Raw genomic sequence first — 17,715 nt, forward strand, 5'->3', positions numbered from 1 at the left:
GGGCAGGCCGGGCGCTCACTTGCCGAGGATTTCCTTTTCCTTTGCCGCCGCCGCCGCATCGATATCGGCGATCGTCGCGTCGGTCAGCTTCTGCACCTCGGTTTCGAGGCGCTTGCGCTCGTCCTCGGAGATGACACCCTTCTTCTCGTCGACCTTCAGGCTGTCCATGCCGTCACGGCGCACGTTGCGCGCGGCGATACGTGCGCCTTCGGCGTATTTGCCGGCGAGCTTGGCCAGTTCCTTGCGGCGATCTTCGGTCAGGTCCGGAATCGGCAGGCGCAACGTGGTGCCATCGACGATTGGGTTGAGACCAAGACCGGCCGACCGGATCGCTTTGTCGGCAGGGCCGACATTGCTCTTGTCCCACACCTGAACCGAGATCATGCGCGGTTCGGGCACCGAGACGGTCGCGATCGTGTTGAGCGGCATGTGCGAGCCGTACACCTCGACCGTGACCGGATCGAGCAGCGAGATCGACGCGCGACCGGTGCGCAGGCCGCCGAGATCGCTCTTGAGCGCTTCGACACTGCCCGCCATGCGGCGTTCCAGATCGGCCTTGTCATAGGCTGCCATGTTATTCTCCTTGGGCCTGAACGACCGTCGAAACGCCCTCGCCACGCAGCACGGCGGCGAGATTGCCATGCTCGCGGATGTTGAACACGACGATCGGGATATTGTTGTCGCGGCACAAAGCGATGGCGCTGGCGTCCATCACCTTGAGATCCTGCGCGAGAACCGTGCTATAAGCCACGGTTTCGAAACGCTTTGCGGTCGGAACCTTCTTCGGATCGGCATCATAGACGCCGTCTACCGACGTGCCCTTGAACAGGGCATCGCACTTCATTTCAGCCGCGCGCAAGGCAGCGCCGCTATCGGTTGTGAAGAACGGGCTGCCGACGCCAGCGGCGAAAATCACTACGCGGCCCTTTTCGAGATGGCGCTCGGCACGGCGGCGAATGAACGGCTCACATACCGACTGCATGGGGATCGCCGATTGCACGCGCGTATCGATGCCGATCTGCTCCAGTGCATTCTGCACCGCAAGCGCGTTCATCACGGTTGCAAGCATGCCCATGTAGTCGGCAGTCGCGCGCTCTATGCCTTTGGCAGCTGCGGACAAGCCACGGAAGATGTTGCCGCCACCAACGACGACGCACACTTCATATCCGGCGGCGCGAGCATCGGCGATCTCGCCGGCAACGCGGGCGGTAACGGCGGGGTCGATCGCCAGCCCCCCCTCGCCCATCAGGACTTCGCCCGACAATTTCAACAGGATGCGCTTGAACCTAGGATCGCTCACGGGATTCCATCATGCTGAGGGGCGGGTGCGGGGCGGACCTTAGTCGCGGCCCTCCGCGATTGGAAGCGTGGAAACCACGCTGAACATATCGTCATGCCGTGCAGACGACAAACACCGCCCGCTGCCGACAATCGGCAGCGGGCGGCGCAGAGGCTTACACCTTGGCGGGAACGCCCGAGGCGGCAGCCACTTCGGCCGCGAAGTCGCTGACTTCCTTTTCGATGCCTTCGCCGAGCTGGAAGCGGACATAGTCCTTGAGCACGATTGCCGCGCCCGCTGCCTTGGCGGCGGCGGCGATGACATCCTGAACCGGCGTTTTGCCGTCCATCACGAACGCCTGCGTAAGCAGCGCGTTCTCGCGCAAGAACTTGTCGACCGGGCCGCGGATGATCTTCTCGGCGACCTCGGGCGGCTTGCCGGCGATCTTGTCGGCGTTCTTTTCCTTGGCGATCGCGGCTTCGCGCTCGACGATGGCCGGATCAATCCCGTCGGCGCTCAGCGCCAGCGGGAAAGCAGCGGCGATGTGCATCGCAATCTGCTTGCCGAGCGGCTCAAGCACATCCGCGCCAGCTTCGCTCTCAAGCGCGACGAGCACGCCGATCTTGCCGAGGCCGGGAGCCTGCGCGTTGTGAATGTACGGCACGACCGCGCCGGCCGACACTTCGAGGCGCTTGGCGCGACGGACCGCCTGGTTCTCACCGATCGTCGCGATGTTGGTGACAAGGGTCTCCTCGACGGTCTTTTCACCGAGCGACGTCGCCTTGATCGTGTCGAGATCGTCGCCCATCTCGAGCGCCACCGATACGACATCACGCACGAACGTCTGGAACTGAACGTTCTTCGCGACGAAATCTGTTTCCGAGTTCACCTCGACCGCGGCACCCTTGGTGCCCGACACTTCGACGCCGACGAGACCCTCGGCAGCGGTGCGGCTTGATTTCTTGGCGGCGGCGGCGAGGCCCTTGGCGCGAAGCCAGTCCATCGCGGCATCCGTATCACCGGCAGCTTCGGTCAGCGCCTTTTTGCAATCCATCATGCCCGCGCCGCTCTTCTCGCGCAGGTCTTTCACCGCAGCGGCTGTGATCTCTGCCATGTCGATTTCCTCTTGGCTTTGCAGATATGGGTAAGGACGGGGAAGAGCTTCGCCCTACCCCGCCCATATGTCAGTTAAACGACGCTCAGGCGTCGAGCTGGCGCTCGGTCTCGGCAGCCATCTCGACTTCGGCCGCGACTGGCGGAACGTCGCCCGGCTCGGCGGCCGGGGTCTCGACGGTCAGCGCTTCCTCGACCGGCGGCTGCTCCATCGCGCCGAAATCGACGCCACGGCGGGCAACCTGCTCATGACCGCCACGCGTCGCGGCGATCGCGACGGCTTCGCAGTACAGGCGGATGGCGCGGCTCGCGTCATCGTTCGCCGGTACCGGGAACGCGATACCATCAGGCGAGACGTTCGAATCGAGGATCGCGACGACCGGAATGCCGAGCGTGTTGGCTTCCTTGATCGCCAGCTCTTCCTTGTTCGCGTCGATCACGAACATCACGTCGGGGATGCCGCCCATGTCACGAATGCCGCCGAGCGACAGTTCGAGCTTGTCTTTCTCGCGGGTAAGCTGGAGCACTTCCTTCTTGGTGAGGCCGTGCGTGTCGCCCGAAAGCTGCTCTTCGAGCGCCTTCATGCGCTTGATCGAGTTCGAGATCGTCTTCCAGTTGGTGAGCATGCCGCCCAGCCAGCGATGGTTGACGAAATGCTGGCCAGCGCGACGCGCCGCGTCCGCAACCGGCTCCTGCGCCTGGCGCTTGGTGCCGACGAACAGAACCTTGCCGCCAGCGGCGGTCGATGCGCTGATGAATTCGAGCGCGCGCGCCAACAGCGGCACGGTCTGCGAGAGATCGAGGATGTGGACGCCGTTGCGGTCGCCAAAGATGTAAGGCTTCATCTTCGGGTTCCAGCGGTGGGTCTGGTGGCCGAAGTGCGCGCCCGTTTCGAGCAATTGCTGCATGGAGACGACAGGTGCCGCCATAAGATAGTTCCTTTCCGGTTATGCCTCTGGGAAGCGTGTGATCCGTGAGGGTTACCCTCTGGACACCGGCTATGTGCTTCCCATGCGGTGTGAAGGCGGACCCGTTAGCCGAGCTTTCCGCGAAAATCAAGCTTGACGAACGGTACAAATGTGGAACATAACATGTTCATCAGCGGTACGTGGAACATCGCCGGGGTCTGAAGCTTTCTGATCTTCGACTTCGCGCGTAAACAGGAAGTTGAGCAATGGTCGCAGTTCTCGATTGCATGGTCTTCGCCGCGGCGTTCACGGCGGCTGTATGGGTTTTCGCTTTCACGCTCGTCCCGGCACTGCCGCGGATCGTCGCGCTGCTGCGCGGTGAAGTCGAGGTCGTGGCATCCGATCAGGTCTTCGTGGTCAGCGATCGTCGCGTGCGGGCTCGGGTGCAATCGGCGCAGCGGCTCCGGCCGGCATCGTTTCGCGAAGCCGCCTGACACGCCGATACGCGTTGATGCTGAACGGCAGCGTGGCAAGATAGCACACGCACAAAGCCGACAGAGTGTGCCACGGCGCTGAAATCAGCGCGGCGCCGAGCAGCACGACGACGGCGATTGCCTCGAACCGGATGTGATCGCGCAACTTGAGCGATCCCCAGCTGAAAGTCGCGACGCTGGACACCATCAGGATCGCCATCAACGCGACCCAGGGCAGCACGATCGCTGGTGACCGGAACCACGGTTGCCCGGTCCAGAACCAGAGATACATCGGCAGCATCGCTAGCGCCGCACCGGCCGGCGCCGGCGCGCCGGTGAGGAAACCAGCCGATTTGTGCGGTTGGTCGCGCAAGTCGATCGCTGCATTGAAGCGCGCAAGCCGCAACGCACAAAATACCGCGAACACCATCGCGCACAGCCAGCCGACGCGCGGCGCATCCTTTAGTGACCACAGGTAGAGGATCACCGCTGGCGATACCCCGAAGGAAATCGCGTCGGATAGCGAATCGAGTTCCGCACCGAACCGGCTTTCGCCGCGCACCAACCGCGCGACCGTGCCGTCGAGGCCGTCGAGCACGCTCGCGATCATGATCATCGTCACCGCCGCCTCCCAGTCGGACGAGATCGCATAGCGGATGCCGGTCAGCCCGAAGCACAGCGCCAAAGCGGTGACGGCGTTGGGTGCGACCGCACGCAGCGGCAGGCCGCGTCGTGAGCGGCGGAGCGGGCGACGCATTTTAACGAACTGCTCTGGCGGTTACGGTCACTGCGAAATCCCGGTCGCGACGATGCCGCCGACGCGGCCCAGCACGGTCTCGCCGGCGATGCTGCGCTGGCCGAGTGCGACCTGGCAGGCGCAATCCTCGGGCAGATACACATCGACACGGCTACCGAAGCGGATCAGGCCAATCCGCTGCCCCCGCGCGACCATGTCGCCGGTCTTGACGAACGGCACGATCCGGCGCGCGACCAGCCCGGCGATCTGGGTGAAACCGATGCGACGGCCGTCGCGATCCTCGACGACGATATGCTGGCGTTCGTTCTCCTCGCTCGCCTTGTCGAGATCGGCGTTCAGGAACTTGCCCGAGATATAGACGACCTGTCGGATCGTCCCTGCGATCGGCGTGCGATTGATGTGGACGTCGAACACCGACATAAAGATCGACACGCGCACCAGCGGCAATACGCCCAGTTCGCCCGCGATCTCGCGCGGCACGGGCACGCGCTCGATCATCGTGATGAGGCCGTCGGCGGGTGCGACCACCAGCCCCTCGGCCTGTGGCGTCACGCGGATCGGGTCGCGGAAGAACAGGGCGACCCACCCGGTCACGGCGATCATCGGCCAGGTCAGGATCGGCACCAAAAGCCACATCGCGAAGGTGATCGCTGCCGCGATCAGCACATATTTGCGCCCCTCGGGGTGCATGTCGGCGAAGCGCCATTTGACGGTGGAGGTGGTGATTTCGGGTTTTTCGAGAGACGGCATGGCCGCAGACCTACGCCGCCGCGCCGGCCAACACAATCACCGCCGCATCATCCGGCGGTGGTTGATCCGGCGCGGGCTTGCTCCTAGACGCTTGCCCAAACTCCTCCTGCACAAGAGAGACAAAATGGCGAAGATCAAGGTGAAGACGCCCGTCGTGGAGATCGACGGCGACGAGATGACGCGGATCATCTGGCAGTGGATTCGCGAGCGACTCATCCTCCCCTATCTCGACATCGATCTCGAATATTACGACCTCGGCGTGCAGAAGCGCGACGAGACCAACGACCAGATCACCATCGACAGCGCCAAGGCGATCCAGAAATACGGCGTCGGCGTGAAGTGCGCGACGATCACCCCCGATGAGGCGCGGGTCGAGGAATTCGGCCTCAAGCAGATGTGGAAGTCGCCCAACGGCACGATCCGCAACATCCTTGGCGGCACGATCTTCCGCGAGCCGATCGTGATCTCGAACGTGCCGCGGCTGATTCCGGGTTGGACCAAGCCGATCGTCGTCGGCCGTCACGCTTTCGGCGATCAGTATCGCGCGACCGATTTCCTCGTTCCCGGCCCCGGCAAGCTGCGTCTCGTGTTTGACGGCGCCGACGGCACCAAGATCGACCGCGAAGTGTTTGATTTCCCGTCGCCGGGCGTCGCGCTGGCGATGTACAATCTCGACGATTCGATCCGCGATTTCGCGCGCGCCTCGATGCACTATGGCCTGAACCTCAAGTGGCCGGTGTACCTGTCGACCAAGAACACCATCCTCAAGGCCTATGACGGCCGCTTCAAGGATCTGTTCGCCGAGGTTTTCGAGAACGAGTTCAAGGACCAGTTCAAGGAAGCCGGCATCACCTACGAGCATCGCCTGATCGACGACATGGTCGCATCGGCGCTCAAGTGGAACGGCGAGTTCGTGTGGGCCTGCAAGAACTATGATGGCGACGTGCAGTCGGATCAGGTCGCGCAAGGGTTCGGTTCGCTCGGCCTGATGACCTCGGTGCTGCTGACGCCGGACGGCAAGACCGTCGAGGCTGAAGCCGCGCACGGCACCGTCACGCGCCACTTCCGCATGCACGAACAGGGCAAGGCGACCTCGACCAACCCGATCGCATCGATCTTCGCGTGGACCCGCGGCCTGATCTATCGCGGCAAGTTCGACGGCACCCCCGAGGTGACCAAGTTCGCGGAGACGCTCGAGAAGGTCTGCATCGAGACCGTCGAGAGTGGCAAGATGACCAAGGATCTCGCGCTGCTGATCGGCCCGAACCAGGCGTGGATGACGACCGAGCAGTTCTTCGAGGCAGTGCGCGTCAATCTCGAAGCCAAGATGGGCGACGTTCTCGCCGCGTGAGTCTGGATGTGACCGCTCGCTCGCCATGAGCGAGCGGTCAGCCACATTCGCGACCTGACAATATTGTCATGTCGGCCACAGTCACCGGCTGACAAACCCCCGCTTCTCTGGCTAGATGCCGATCATGGCATTGGCGCTCGACAATAACGGACTGAGCGATACGCTCGTCATCCTCGGGGCGGCGGGCCTCGTGATTCCCACCTTCGCGCGATTCCGGATCAGTCCGGTGATCGGGTTCATCCTGGTCGGCGTGCTGGTCGGGCCGGCTGGCCTCGGTTCGTTGGTGGGGAGCTACCCGTGGCTCTACTACATCACCATCTCCGACGCGCATTCGATCGAGCCATTCGCCGAGTTCGGCATCATCCTGCTGCTTTTCTCGATCGGGTTGGAGCTGTCGTTCAAGCGGCTCTGGGCGATGCGCGCGCAAGTGTTCGGCACGGGCGCCGCCGAACTGATCGGCTCGGGCCTCATCATCGGAGTCGCGCTGCATCTTCTCGGACAGGAATGGCCGGGCGCGATCGGCCTCGGTTTCGCGCTGACGCTATCCTCCACCGCCTTGGTCCTGCCGATCGCTGGCACGACCAGCGCGGTCGGTCGCTCGGCGTTCGCGATGCTGCTGTTCGAGGATCTCGCGCTGGTGCCGATCATCTTCGTGCTCGCTGCCTTCTCGCCCAACGCGACCGGTGGCGACTGGGCGTTCGTGGGGGTCCTCGGACGCGGACTGATAACCGTGGTCGTCATGTACCTGGGCGGCCGGTTCATCCTGCCGCGGCTGTTCGCCCAGGCGGCGCGCACCAAAAGCCCCGAACTGTTCCTCGCCGCGTCCCTGCTGATCGTGATCGCGGCGAGCCTCGCCACCGCGGCGGCTGGGCTGTCGCCGATCGTCGGCGCGCTGCTCGCCGGTCTGCTGATCGCCGAGACCGATTATCACAGTGAGGTCGAAGTGATGACCGCGCCGTTCAAGGGCCTCGCGCTCGGCGTGTTCCTGCTCACCGTCGGCATGAGCCTCGATCTGCGCCAGATCGCCGACAATTGGAGCGCGTTGCTGCTCGGCATCCTCGGCGTGATCGTCGTCAAGACCGTGGTGACGTTCGCGTTGCTCAAGCTCGGCGGGGTCAAATCGGGCATCGCCGCTGAAACCGGCGTGCTGATGTCGAGTCCGTCGGAGACGACGTTGATCGTGCTCGGCACAGCCGCGCAGGCAGCGCTGATCGCGCCCTCCACCGCCGCTTACTGGCAGACCGTAACGGCGATCGGTCTCACGATCACGCCGCTGCTCGCCTGGGCGGGGCGGCGCGTGGCGGCGCGGATCGAACGGCGCGGTGGTGGCGACGATACGCTCGACCTGAGAATCCCGAACGACGGGCCGGGCACGGTCATCATCGGCTTCGGGCGGGTCGGACGGATGGTGGCGGACATGCTCGCGACGCACAACCAGCCCTATGTCGCGGTCGAGGCCGATATCGATACGGTAACGGCGGCGCGGCGAGACGGCTATCCGCTGATCTTCGGTGACGTGTCGCGACCCGAACTGGTCGATCGGCTCAATCTCGGGCGGGCGAAGGCGCTGATCCTGACGATGGATGATCCGGTGCTGACGGTACAGGTGACGCGGCGGGTGCGCGGTTGGGTGCCCAATCTCACGATCATCGCCCGTGCGCGCGATGTCGACCATGCCGCCGAACTGTACCGCGCCGGCGTGACCGATGCGGTGCCCGAGACGCTGGAAAGCTCACTGCAACTCTCCGAAGCGGTGCTGACCGATCTCGGCGTTGCCGTCGGCCCGGTGATCGCCTCTATCCACGAAAAGCGCGACGAACTGCGGCAGGGGATCAAGCAGGCCGCGGATCTGGAGCGGACACCGCGGATCAGACGGGTGCGCGTGAACGAGGGGTGATCCCCTCGCCCATCTCGCATCAGCCGATCCGCATCGACAACTCGACGTCGCTGCCGAACGGCACTGAGAGGTAGCCGCCATCATCGGCACGAACCCGCGCCAGATAGTCCGGGCACATATCGGCATTGTCGGCGATGAGCAGCGCACCGGGGCGTAGCCGGCTTTCGAGCAGATCGAGGATGTCGCCATACAGCGCCTTGGCGCCGTCGAGCAGCACGAGATCGATCGTCTCAGGCAGATCCGACGCAAGCGTGTCGAGCGCATCGCCGGCGCGCAAGTCGACCAGATCGAGCACACCGCCAGCGTCGAGATTCTCGGTCGCGCGCGCGATCTTGGCCGGCTCGAACTCGGTGGTGATGAGCCGCCCGCCGGCATTGTCGCGCAGCGCCGCCGCGAGATGGAGCGTGGAGATGCCGAACGAGGTGCCGAACTCGACGATCGCCTTGGCGCCGAGCGCACGGGCGAGCATGTAGAGTAGCACCCCGGTTTCGCGCGATACGGCGAGCGGCGAATCCTTCATGTAACTGTACAGGTCGATATAGTCGGTCTTGCTGCGAAGCATCGCCGCGCGCTGCGCGGTCGAGAGGTCAGCGAGCGCTGGCGGAAGCACGCCCTCGCTACGGTCGGTCTCCGCGAACAACGCGGCGAGCAGCGGCGCGATCGGGGCGGTGGTCAAGGTGGTCACTGGCAGTCTCCGTGAGGGGAACGGCGCGCGGTATTGCGCGCCTCACGAAAATACGAGTAATCCGTCGCATTCCCTATTCGCATCCTGGAAGGCGCGATGACCGAGCACGAGAAACCCAGGATTTCCGCGCGAAAAGCCCCGCGACAGGCGCGATCGGCGCAGTTGGTCGCGGACATTCTCGAAGCTGCCGCTCGCGTTCTGGCGGAGGACGGTGCGCACCGCTTCACCACTGCAAGAGTCGCGGAGCGGGCCGGCGTCAGCATCGGTTCGCTCTATCAATATTTTCCCAACAAGGCGGCGATCCTGTTCCGGTTGCAGAGCGACGAATGGTCAGAGACCGGCGCTTTGATGCGTGGCATTCTCGAGGATCGTTCGGCGCCGCCGCGCGACCGGCTCCGTCGGCTGGTTCACGCCTTCGTGCGATCCGAATGCGAGGAGGCCGAGATGCGGATCGCGCTCGCCGACGCCGCGCCATATTATCGTGACGCGCCCGAAGCGGCGGTGCCGCGGGTGCGCGGGAGCGCGATCCTGCGCGCCTTCATGGTCGAGGCGCTGCCCGGCTGCGGCGAGGATACGCGCGAGATCGCGGGCAATCTGGTGATGATGACACTCGCCGATGTCGGCAAGCGCCTCTCCGAAGATACCGCGCTGGCCGCCCAGGTTGAGGCCTATTCGGATTCGCTCGCGGATATGTTCGAGACCTATCTGGAGCGGCTGAACCGAGGCTGATTGAGGCTATTTCCGCCCGAACAGCTTCTCGATGTCGCCATGCGCGAGCTTGATCCAGGTCGGACGACCGTGGTTGCACTGGCCCGAATGCGGCGTCACCTCCATTTCGCGAAGCAATGCGTTCATCTCGGCAACCGACAGCACGCGGCCGGCGCGCACCGAGCCGTGGCACGCCATCGTCGCCGCGACATGATCGAGCCGTTCCTTGAGGCTCAGCGCCTCGTCGAACGCGGCGAGTTCGTCGGCGATGTCAGTGACGAGGCCAACGACATCGCCCTGCCCGAGCAGCGCCGGTACGCCGCGCACCAGCATCGCGCGCGGGCCGAAGCGATCGAGATCGAGGCCGAATTCGGCGAGCTCGGCGGCGCGAGCTTCGAGCCGGTCGCAGGCGGGTTCGTCGAGTTCAACCACTTCGGCGAGCAGCAGCGCCTGCGACGCGACCCCACCGCCCGCCATTGCCTTGCGCATGCGCTCGAGCACCAGTCGCTCGTGCGCGGCGTGCTGGTCGACTAGCACCAGCCCGTCCTCGGCCTCGGCAACGATATAGGTACGTGCGACCTGCCCACGCGCGACGCCGAGCGGATAGCGTTCGGTTTGCGGGGGGGGCTGGTAGGCGGGCTCGGCGCGGGCCTGCGGTGGCGGGGCGGCGAACGATGGGCGGCGGTCGTAGACGGCGTGCGATACGGGCAACGCCGCTTCGTACCGCCCCTCTCCCCGGCCCGCATCGTCGCCCTCGAGTCTTTCCGGGGGAAAGACTTGCGGCGATGCGCCCCATAAATGGGGTGCGGGAGAAGGTGGCGCGATGATCTCGGATTTCCACAGCTCCAGCGCTGCCGCATCGGGCCGCTGCACGCTGCGGTGGCCGGCTTCGTCGAGCGCGCGGCGTAGGCCGCTGACGATCAGGCCGCGCACCAGCGCGGGTTCGCGGAAGCGCACCTCGGTCTTGGCGGGGTGCACATTCACATCGACGAGATCGCCCGGCACCTGGAGGAACAGGGCCACCACCGCATGGCGGTCGCGGGCGAGCAGCTCGGCATACGCGCCGCGCACCGCGCCGGTCAGCAGTCGGTCCTTCACCGGGCGGCCATTGACGAACAGATATTGATGGTCGGCGATGCCACGGTTGAAGGTCGGCAGCCCGGCGATCCCGCCGAGCACGATGCCCTCGCGTTCCAGATCGACACCGATGCCGTTCTCGATCAGCCCGCGATCGGTGAGCGCGGCCACGCGGTCCGGCAAGGTCTCGCCAGCGGCGACGGTCAGCACGCGACGCCCGTCATGCTCAACGTTGAACGCGATGTCGGGCCGGGCCATCGCGAGCCGCTTCACCACGTCCAGGCTGGCGGCATATTCCGACCGCGCCGAACGCAGGAACTTGCGCCGCGCCGGTACGCGCTCGAACAAAGCCTCAACGCGAACGCGCGTGCCGGGGGGAATCGCCGCCGGCCCCTCACCCGTCACCACGCCGTTATCGACGATTCGCGACCAGCCTTCCGCGCCGGGCACCCTGCTTTCGAGCGAAAGCCGCGCGACGCTCGCAATTGAGGGCAACGCCTCGCCGCGAAAACCCAACGTCGCAACGGCTTCGATAGCCTCGTCCGGCAGCTTCGAGGTCGCATGTCGCTCAAGCGCGAGCGCCATGTCGGCGTGCGTCATGCCGCAGCCATCGTCGGTAACTTCGACGAGGTCTGTACCGCCTGCGACGAGCCGAATGGAAATACGCGATGCATCGGCATCTATCGCGTTTTCGACCAGCTCCTTGAGCGCGCTGGCAGGGCGTTCGACAACCTCCCCGGCAGCGATTCGATTGACCAGATGTTCAGGTAAGCGCCGTATTGACATGAGTCATGCTCTAGCCCAAGCGCAGCCATCCCGCGACCCGCATTCATCTCACGCGATCAGGGCGATAGCTCTGGCGCACCGGCCATGAAGACGACGCTGGGAGTTGTGCGAATTGCCGCGACCTTGCTCTAGGGACGGCTTAGGACGGAACGATCAATGGCCTTCTTCTCGCGTTTCTTCAAATTCATGTCGCACGACATGGCGATCGATCTCGGGACCGCGAACACCGTCGTCTATTTGCGCGGGCGCGGTATCGTCCTCAACGAACCGTCGGTGGTCGCCGTCGAGACTCTCAACGGCGTCAAGCGCGTGAAGGCGGTCGGCGACGACGCCAAGCTGATGATGGGCAAGACTCCCGATAGCATCCAGGCGATTCGTCCGCTGCGCGACGGCGTGATCGCCGACATCGACGTCGCCGAGCAGATGATCAAGCATTTCATCCACAAGGTTCACGGTGGTCAGCGGCGCTTCATGCGTTGGCCGCAGATCGTGATCTGCGTGCCGTCGGGCTCGACCTCGGTAGAGCGCCGCGCGATCCGCGATGCCGCCTCCAATGCCGGCGCATCGCAAGTCTGGCTGATCGAGGAGCCGATGGCGGCCGCGATCGGCGCGGACATGCCCGTCACCGAGCCGATCGGCTCGATGGTGGTCGACATCGGCGGCGGCACGACCGAAGTCGCCGTCCTGTCGCTGCGTGGCCTCGCCTATACCACTTCGGTTCGCGTCGGCGGCGACAAGATGGACGAAGCGATCGTCTCCTACGTGCGCCGCAATCACAATCTGCTGATCGGCGATGCGACGGCGGAACGGATCAAGCAGGAAGTCGGCGTCGCCAAGCCGCCGGCGGACGGCATTGGTCTGACGATCCACATCAAGGGCCGCGATCTTGTCAACGGCGTGCCCAAGGAAATCCAGATCAATCAGGGCCAGATCGCCGAGGCGCTCAGCGAGCCGGTCGGCACGATCGTCGAGGGCGTCCGAATCGCGCTCGAGAATACCGCGCCCGAACTGGCGGCGGACATCGTCGATCAGGGCATCGTTCTCACCGGCGGCGGCGCGCTGCTAAAGGGTATCGATGAGGTGCTGCGCGATGAGACAGGCCTGCCCGTCACCGTCGCCGACGATCCGCTGATCTGCGTTGCGCTCGGCACCGGCCGCGCGCTCGAAGATCCGGTGTTCCGCGGCGTCTTGCACAGCGCCTGACGATTTTCGGATAGCGGTGTCGCTACGTGCGATACCGCTACCCAAGATCACCGGCCCTGTGTACGGGGCGTCAGGCTTCCAATTGCCCCGGGCGGGCTTCGAACGAGGGATTGATGGCGCCGTCGAATAACCGGCGTCCGGGGTTTTCGCGCCGGGCGCAATATGGCGTTTTCGCAACCTATGTGTTCGCTGTGGCGGGTGCGCTGGTCGGCGCGATCCTGCTTGCTTTGTCCTATTTCGATCCGAACACGTTCGGCGCGGCGCGCACCGCGATCGCGGAAGTGAGCGCGCCCGTGTCTTCGGCGTTCGCCTTCGTCGGCCGCTCGGTCGGCTCGGTGCCGGACGGCTTGGGCAGCTATATCGCGGTCCATGACCAGAATGCCGCCCTGCGCAAGCAGATCGCCGATGAACGCGCGATCACGATGCGGGCACGGGCGATCAACTATGAAAATCGCCGTCTGAAGGGGCTGCTCGCGCTACGTGAGCGGGTTGGCGTACCGGTCACGACCGCGCGGTTGGTGAGTTCCTCGCCAGCAAGCACGCGGCGTTTCGCGACGCTCAATGCCGGTGCCTGGCAGGGCGTAGAACATGGTCAGCCCGTGCTCGGCCCAGAAGGATTGATCGGCCAGGTGCTCGAATCCGGCCCGAACACCGCGCGCGTGCTGCTGCTGACCGATCCCGAAAGCTCGATACCGGTGCGGCGCACCCGCGACGGCTTGCCCGCACTCGCGCAGGGGCGCGGCGACGGTCTGGTCGATATCCGCTCGGTCAGCAACGCCGCGGCCACCTTCTCGCCGGGTGAAGTCTTTGTCACCTCCGGCGCCGGCGGGGTCTATCCCCCCAACATTCCGGTGGCGCGGGTGCTGCGCCACGGCCGTGACATCGTGGTCGCCGAAGCTGCGGCGCGGCCGAGCACGCTCGATTTCGCGCTGGTCCAGCGTGCCTATCTACCGCCCCCCGCGCCAGCCCCGACCCCAACGCCGACGCCGACCCCCAAGGTGAAGAAGCCGTGAGATCCCCGCGTCGCCGCGGTCCCTTCGACGAGACCCCGGATTCGCGCGTCGGCCGGCTGTTGCCCGCGCTGTCGGTGATGGCTGGCTCCTGCGTCACCATCTGGCCGACGATCGCCTCCTTCCCCTTTTTGCCGCCAGTCGGGCTGCTGATGCTGCTCGCGTGGCGACTGATCCGGCGGGAGGCGATCCCGGTCTGGGCACCCCTCGCGCTCGGCATGTTCGATGATCTGTTGAGCGGCCAGCCGTTCGGGTTGGGCATCACCACCTGGACGCTGTGCTTCTTCATGATCGATATGATCGACGAGCGGCTGGTGTTCCGGGATTTTTGGCAGAATTGGCTGATCGCGGCGGGCGGCACCGCCTTCTACCTGATTTGCGGTCGCTTGGTTGCGGTGCCGTTCGGCACCCATGTCGATACCGTCCTGCTGCTCCAGGTGCTCACCTCGGTGTTGTTGTTTCCGGTTATTTCGTTGCTTTGCGCCTGGCTCGATCGGGATTACGAACCGGCATGAGCCGCCCACCGCGTATCCTCACCGAAGCTACGCAAACCTATAGCTTTTCACGCCGCGCGCTGATGCTGGGCGCGGCGCAGGGTGGCGTGGCATTGGTGCTGGCCGGCCGCATGACCTGGCTCGCGATCGCCGAGAATGCGCATTACAGCCTGCTGTCCGAAAGCAACCGGGTCAACATGACGTTGGTGCCGCCGCGCCGCGGCTGGATCGTCGATCGTCACGGCGCGCCGATCGCCAACAATCGTACCGATTTCCGCGTCGATCTGATTCCCGATCTGCTCGAGGACAAGGACAAGATCCTTGTCGAGTTGCAGCGTTTGCTCAACCTCCCGCCTGAGGAAGTGGCCCGGATCGCAACCGATCTGAAACACGCCGCCGGCTTTCAACCGGTACAGGTCGCCGACAATCTCGATTGGGAGCGGTTCGCGGCGGTCAGTGTCCATTTACCCGAACTGACCGGCGTCGCGCCAACGCGCGGTTTCGCGCGCAGCTATCCATTGGGAGCGGCGGTAGCGCACCTCACCGGCTATGTCGGGGCTGGGTCTGCGGAGCAATATCTCAAGACCAAAGATCCTTTGTTGCTCGTTCCGGGTTTTAAACTCGGTAAGGATGGTCTTGAAAAGACGCTGGAAAACCAGTTGCGCGGCCAGCCCGGCGCCAAGCGCGTAGAGGTCACCGCACGCGGCAAGCTTGTGCGTGAACTCGCCACCCGCCCTGACACGCCCGGCCGGACGACCCGGCTGACGATCGACGCGGGCCTGCAGGAATATACTGCGCGGCGGCTTGGCACCAACTCGGGCTCTGCGGTGGTGATCGACTGCCTGACCGGCGAGATGCTCGCGATGGTTTCGATGCCGGCTTACGATCCGAACAGCTTCTCCGACGGGATCAGCCATCTTGAATGGAAGATGCTGTCGGATAACGACCATGTTCCGTTGATGAACAAGGTATTGCAGGGGCTCTACCCGCCAGGTTCGACGGTCAAGCCGATGAACGGTCTGGCGCTGCTCGCCGCCGGCGTTGATCCGGGGATGCGCGTCAATTGCTCGGGCGCGCTGCGCGTCGGCAACGGCGTGTTCCACTGCCACAAGAAGCGTGGGCACGGGCCGCTCGATCTCAAGAATGCGATCATGCAGAGCTGCGACATCTATTTCTATGAGATGGCGCGCCGCGTGGGCTATGACGCGATCGCGCCGGTCGCGCGCGCGATGGGGCTTGGCCAGAAATTCGACTTGCCATTTGGCAGCCAGCGTTATGGCACCGTGCCAGATCCGGCGTGGAAGTTACGGAAATACAAGGAGCAATGGACCGTCGCCGATTCGCTCAACGCGTCGATCGGCCAAGGCTATGTGCTCGCCAACCCGCTTCAGCTCGCGGTGATGGCATCGCGGCTCGCATCGGGCAAGATTCTCTACCCAAGCATCCTGGCCGGCCATTCCCCCGCCCCCGCAGATTTGTCGATCTCCGACGAGCATTTCGCGGTGGTGCGCGATGCGATGTTCGGCGTGGTCAACGCCGGCGGCACCGGTGGCGCGGCGCGTATGCAGATCCCAGGCGTTGCGCTTGCCGGCAAGACCGGGACCGCGCAGGTTCGGCGCATTTCGATGGCGGAGCGCAGTTCGGGCGTGCTCAAGAACGCCTCGCTGCCGTTCAAGCTGCGCGACCATGCGCTGTTCATCGGCTTCGCCCCGGCCGACAAGCCCCGCTATGCCACCGCGGTCGTGCTCGAACATGGCGGGCACACCGTGCGCAATCTCGATACGCCGGGGATCGGCCGCGACATCATGACGTATCTGTTCGACCGCGACAAAGCGATGGCGACCCTCGCCGAGTTGGAGCCGACCTGGGGCGGCGACATCCGCACCCGTATGGCCGCCGAGGCGACCGCCTACCGCGCGGCTGCCAATGCCCCGCCGCCGGCGGTTGCGGTGCAGACCGAACTCAACGCCACCGCGCCGACCGAGGCGCCCGCCGTAAACGCCGCCAGCGCAGCCGATATTTCCGCAGCGGAGTCGGTCGCACGCACCAGTGCCGCCGGCAACAGCATCGCCGCCGACGGGACCACGGAGCGCGACCAATGAGCGCACGCGACTACGTCCCCAAACCGATTTCGCAACTCCCGTGGCTCATCATCCTGCTGACGCTGGCGATCGGCGGCTTCGATCTGCTCGTGCTGTATTCGGCGTCCGGCGGCAGCATCCGGCCCTGGGCGCTATCGCAGGGCATTCGCTTCTTCGTGTTCCTGCTGGGCGCCATCGTGTTGTCGCGCGTACCCGTCTCCGCGTTCGGCAAGGCGGCCCTGCCGGCTTATGGTGTGTTGGTCGTGCTGCTGGTGCTGGTCGAGTTGATCGGCGCTGTCCGGGGCGGCGGTCAGCGCTGGCTCGATCTCGGCATCATCCGCCTGCAACCTTCCGAACTGATGAAGCTGGCGATCGTGCTGGCGGTCGCCAAATTCTACGATGGTCTTCCGGCTGGAGAAACGCGACGGTTTAGCGCGATCTGGCCGGCCGCGGCGCTGATCCTGCTGCCCGCCGCGCTGGTCATGAAGCAGCCCGATCTCGGCACTGCCCTGATGATCATGGCGAGTGGAATCACCGTGATGTTCCTGGCGGGCGTGCCGCTACGCCTGTTCATCGGCGGCGGGCTGGCGGTGGGCGCCGCAGTGCCGCTCGCGGTCAACTTCGTGCTGCACGGCTATCAGCGCAACCGCATCCTCGTGTTCCTCGATCCCGAAAGTGATCCGCTCGGTATCGGCTATCACATCAGCCAGTCGAAGATTGCGATCGGATCCGGCGGGATTTTCGGCAAAGGCTTCCTCAACGGCACCCAAAGCCATCTCGACTATCTGCCCGAAGGCCACACGGATTTCGCGCTGGCGACGATGATGGAGGAATGGGGTCTGGTCGGCGGCGTGCTGCTGATCGCGGCGTTCTTCACGATCATCTACTGGGGCATGAACGTCGCGCAGCATGCAGAAAGCCGTTTCGCCCGCCTGACCGCGGCAGGACTGGCAACGACGCTGTTCTTCTACGTGTCGATCAACATGGCGATGGTAATGGGCCTCGCCCCCGTGGTCGGCGTGCCGCTGCCGCTGATCAGCTTCGGCGGCTCCGCGCAGATGACGGTGATGCTGTGTCTGGGGGTGTTGATGTCGATCGATCGGCAAAATCGCAAAACTGTGCGCTGGTAGCGAAAAAGGGGTT

At 64.8% G+C, this 17,715-nt stretch carries 17 protein-coding genes; 8 read left to right on the forward strand and 9 right to left on the reverse strand.

Annotated features, from left to right (window positions below; genetic code table 11):
* Positions 1–15 precede the first annotated feature (15 nt).
* From frr to J0A91_RS15480, 7 genes are all read right to left on the reverse strand, one after another.
* Positions 16–573 carry a ribosome recycling factor gene (frr, locus tag J0A91_RS15450; protein ID WP_069205656.1) on the reverse strand — a complete coding sequence of 186 codons (558 nt, stop codon included), beginning with the start codon at positions 571–573 and terminating at the stop codon, positions 16–18.
* A 1-nt stretch (position 574) separates the two neighbouring features.
* Positions 575–1,246 (reverse strand): UMP kinase, encoded by a 672-nt coding sequence (gene pyrH, locus J0A91_RS15455; RefSeq protein ID WP_069207383.1) that lies wholly within the window; start codon positions 1,244–1,246, stop codon positions 575–577.
* 208 nt (positions 1,247–1,454) lie between these two features.
* The gene (gene tsf / locus J0A91_RS15460) at positions 1,455–2,393 is read right to left on the reverse strand and encodes a translation elongation factor Ts (protein ID WP_069205657.1); all 939 of its coding nucleotides are present in this window, start codon (positions 2,391–2,393) and stop codon (positions 1,455–1,457) included.
* Between the two features lie 85 nt (positions 2,394–2,478).
* Complete coding sequence (gene rpsB, locus J0A91_RS15465; protein ID WP_069205658.1) at positions 2,479–3,321, reverse strand: 30S ribosomal protein S2; 843 nt, start codon at positions 3,319–3,321, stop codon at positions 2,479–2,481.
* A 104-nt stretch (positions 3,322–3,425) separates the two neighbouring features.
* Positions 3,426–3,749 carry a hypothetical protein gene (locus J0A91_RS15470; protein WP_169833153.1) on the reverse strand — a complete coding sequence of 108 codons (324 nt, stop codon included), beginning with the start codon at positions 3,747–3,749 and terminating at the stop codon, positions 3,426–3,428.
* Positions 3,718–4,530 (reverse strand): CDP-alcohol phosphatidyltransferase family protein, encoded by an 813-nt coding sequence (locus tag J0A91_RS15475; RefSeq protein ID WP_069205660.1) that lies wholly within the window; start codon positions 4,528–4,530, stop codon positions 3,718–3,720. The genes J0A91_RS15470 and J0A91_RS15475 overlap by 32 nt, the downstream gene beginning before the upstream one ends.
* A 27-nt stretch (positions 4,531–4,557) precedes the next feature.
* Positions 4,558–5,280 (reverse strand): phosphatidylserine decarboxylase, encoded by a 723-nt coding sequence (locus tag J0A91_RS15480; RefSeq protein WP_069205661.1) that lies wholly within the window; start codon positions 5,278–5,280, stop codon positions 4,558–4,560.
* Positions 5,281–5,404: 124 nt separating this feature from the next.
* On the opposite strand from J0A91_RS15480, the gene J0A91_RS15485 reads away from it, so the two are divergent.
* Both J0A91_RS15485 and J0A91_RS15490 read left to right on the forward strand, forming a co-directional pair.
* Complete coding sequence (locus tag J0A91_RS15485; RefSeq protein WP_069205662.1) at positions 5,405–6,631, forward strand: NADP-dependent isocitrate dehydrogenase; 1,227 nt, start codon at positions 5,405–5,407, stop codon at positions 6,629–6,631.
* 124 nt (positions 6,632–6,755) lie between these two features.
* Positions 6,756–8,528 carry a cation:proton antiporter domain-containing protein gene (locus J0A91_RS15490; protein WP_069207384.1) on the forward strand — a complete coding sequence of 591 codons (1,773 nt, stop codon included), beginning with the start codon at positions 6,756–6,758 and terminating at the stop codon, positions 8,526–8,528.
* Between the two features lie 19 nt (positions 8,529–8,547).
* On the opposite strand, the gene J0A91_RS15495 is transcribed toward J0A91_RS15490, so the two are convergent.
* Positions 8,548–9,213, reverse strand: coding sequence for an O-methyltransferase (locus J0A91_RS15495; RefSeq protein WP_069205663.1), 666 nt, complete (start codon positions 9,211–9,213; stop codon positions 8,548–8,550).
* Positions 9,214–9,309: 96 nt separating this feature from the next.
* Here J0A91_RS15495 and J0A91_RS15500 point away from each other — a divergent pair, with 96 nt between their 5' ends.
* Positions 9,310–9,942, forward strand: a complete 633-nt coding sequence (locus J0A91_RS15500) for a TetR/AcrR family transcriptional regulator (protein ID WP_069205664.1) — start codon at positions 9,310–9,312, stop codon at positions 9,940–9,942.
* Positions 9,943–9,948: 6 nt separating this feature from the next.
* On the opposite strand, the gene mutL is transcribed toward J0A91_RS15500, so the two are convergent.
* The gene (gene mutL, locus J0A91_RS15505) at positions 9,949–11,784 is read right to left on the reverse strand and encodes a DNA mismatch repair endonuclease MutL (protein WP_069205665.1); all 1,836 of its coding nucleotides are present in this window, start codon (positions 11,782–11,784) and stop codon (positions 9,949–9,951) included.
* 156 nt (positions 11,785–11,940) lie between these two features.
* Between mutL and J0A91_RS15510 the strand changes: the two genes are divergently transcribed.
* The 5 genes from J0A91_RS15510 (at position 11,941) to rodA (ending at position 17,702) form a co-directional block, all read left to right on the forward strand.
* The gene (locus J0A91_RS15510) at positions 11,941–12,987 is read left to right on the forward strand and encodes a rod shape-determining protein (protein ID WP_069205666.1); all 1,047 of its coding nucleotides are present in this window, start codon (positions 11,941–11,943) and stop codon (positions 12,985–12,987) included.
* Positions 12,988–13,100: 113 nt separating this feature from the next.
* Positions 13,101–14,000: a rod shape-determining protein MreC gene (locus J0A91_RS15515; protein ID WP_069205667.1), complete on the forward strand. Its 900-nt coding sequence runs from the start codon at positions 13,101–13,103 to the stop codon at positions 13,998–14,000.
* Complete coding sequence (locus tag J0A91_RS15520; protein WP_069205668.1) at positions 13,997–14,512, forward strand: rod shape-determining protein MreD; 516 nt, start codon at positions 13,997–13,999, stop codon at positions 14,510–14,512. Before J0A91_RS15515 ends, J0A91_RS15520 begins: the two co-directional genes overlap by 4 nt.
* Entirely contained in the window at positions 14,509–16,593 is a 2,085-nt protein-coding gene (mrdA, locus tag J0A91_RS15525; protein ID WP_069205669.1) for a penicillin-binding protein 2, read from the forward strand. Before J0A91_RS15520 ends, mrdA begins: the two co-directional genes overlap by 4 nt.
* Positions 16,590–17,702 (forward strand): rod shape-determining protein RodA, encoded by a 1,113-nt coding sequence (gene rodA, locus J0A91_RS15530; protein WP_069205670.1) that lies wholly within the window; start codon positions 16,590–16,592, stop codon positions 17,700–17,702. The genes mrdA and rodA overlap by 4 nt, the downstream gene beginning before the upstream one ends.
* The last annotated feature ends 13 nt before the right edge of the window (positions 17,703–17,715 follow it).

This window comes from Sphingomonas panacis (genome assembly GCF_001717955.1).
GTDB classification, from domain to species: Bacteria; Pseudomonadota; Alphaproteobacteria; order Sphingomonadales; family Sphingomonadaceae; genus Sphingomonas; species Sphingomonas panacis.